A 2,091-nucleotide genomic window follows, 5' to 3' on the forward strand; every position below is an offset into this window, starting at 1 on the left:
TGAATTGTATGATCTAAAGATGAAGTTGGCTCATCTAAAATTAACAATTCTGGCTTTAAAATTAAAGCTCTAGCAATAGCTATTCGTTGGCGCTGCCCACCAGAAAACTCTGTTGGATAGCGATAACGCATATCGGGATCTAGACCCACTTCTTGCATAATATCAATAACGGCCTGCTCACGTTGTTTCTTACTTTGTTTTTTGTGCGTCATTAATCCTTCACTAATAATCTGTTCAATATTAAAACGAGGATTAAGTGACGAAAACGGATCTTGGAATACGACTTGGATACGACTTCGGAATGGCAATAATTTTTTGCCAGTTAGATTTTGTATCGGGTGGCTATCAAATACAATATTACCTTGTGATTTAATCAACCGCAAAATAGCTAGTGCCGTTGTGCTTTTACCGGAGCCCGATTCCCCCACAATACCGACCGTCTCGCCTTGATGTACAGCAAAACCAACATTATTGACAATTTTCTTTTTAGTTTTTTGAAAAAATCCCTTTCTAGCGATTACCTCAACATCCAAATGGTTAACATTAAGCAGTATTCCTGGCGTATTAGGCAATGGCGCGGGATCGCCACTCGGTGCTGAATTTAATAAGGTGCGAGTATATTCATGTTCAGGACGTAAAAAAATGCGTTGCCTATTGTTATACTCAACGATTTTTCCTTGCTGCATAACAGCAACTTTATCCGCTAGTTTTTTGACAATGCCAAGATTGTGTGAAATAAATAATAGACTCATATTTAATTCATTTTTTAGCTCTTTAAGCAGGCGAATAATTTGTGCTTGTACCGATACATCTAGGGCTGTAGTTGGCTCATCGGCAATTAACAATTTGGGATGAGTTAGAATGGCCATGGCAATCATAACTCGTTGCCGTTCTCCGCCCGACAGTTGATGAGGGTAAGAGGATAATTTGCTTTTTGGCTCTTTAATGCCCACTCGATCAAGATATTGCAAAATTTCATTACGTGCGACATTTCGGCGCATACCTCGATGTAATGACAGCACTTCATAAAGCTGTTTTTCAACCGTGTGTAGTGGATTAAGTGACACCATCGGTTCTTGGAAGATCATGCTAATTTGATTACCACGCACATTTTGCAGTGTTTTGTCTGTTGCATGTAATAACGATTTTTCTTCAAACAAAATATCCCCTGTGGGATAAGTCACTTGATCTTTACACAGTAAACGTAAAATAGACAACGCTGTTACACTTTTACCCGAACCAGATTCACCAACTAAGGCTAACGTTTCTTGTTCATGGATATCAAAACTAACATTGCTTACTACTTGGGATACAGCTTGAATGTTACGTTTAAAAGCGATACTTAAATCCTGAACGGATAATAAAGGAGAACTCATCGATACACTCCTTTGTTTGGATCAAATGCATCCCTGACTGCCTCACCAATAAAAATAAGCAGCGAAAGCAAAGTTGCAATGATTAAAAATGAACTAATACCAAGCCAAGGTGCTTGCAAATTATTTTTACCTTGTAGCAATAAACGACCAAGAGACGGTGAATCAATAGGCAAACCAAAACCCAAAAAATCTAGCGACGTTAAGGTGGTAATTGATCCACAAAGAATAAATGGTAAAAAGGTTAATGTTGCCACCATCGCATTAGGTAATATGTGGCGGAACATAATTTTAATGTCACTAACCCCCATAGCTTTAGCTGCACGAATATAATCAAAATTGCGGGTACGTAAAAATTCAGTACGTACAATTCCCGCTAATCCCATCCAACCAAATAAAACGGTAATACCAAGCAACCACCAAAAATTAAGCGGTAAAATACTAGCTAATAGAATAATCACAAATAATCCAGGTAAACCACACCAAATTTCAATAAATCGCTGACCTATCAGATCAACGATACCACCATAATAACCTTGAATCGCACCAATAATAACCCCAATGACAGAAGTAAATACTGTCAAAAAAATGGCAAAAAACATTGAGAGACGAAAACCATACAAGATATTGGCAAACACATCAAAACCCGCATCAGTAGTGCCTAACCAATGTGATGATGAGGGCGGCGTTGGAAAGGTATTTGCCGTATCATAAATTA

The 2,091-nt window shown here is 38.1% G+C and carries 2 protein-coding genes; both read right to left on the reverse strand.

Translation table 11 applies throughout. The features are described 5' to 3' along the window. A partial coding sequence (locus A9G30_RS07675; protein ID WP_065588574.1) for an ABC transporter ATP-binding protein occupies positions 1 to 1,376 on the reverse strand: 1,376 nt, incomplete at its 3' end. Continuing rightward, the coding region (locus A9G30_RS07680; protein WP_065588575.1) for an ABC transporter permease subunit at positions 1,373 to 2,091 on the reverse strand (719 nt) is incomplete at its 5' end. The genes A9G30_RS07680 and A9G30_RS07675, both read right to left, overlap by 4 nt.

Source organism: Gilliamella sp. Fer4-1 (assembly GCF_001690515.1).
In the GTDB taxonomy this organism is placed as follows: Bacteria; Pseudomonadota; Gammaproteobacteria; order Enterobacterales; family Orbaceae; genus Gilliamella; species Gilliamella apicola_C.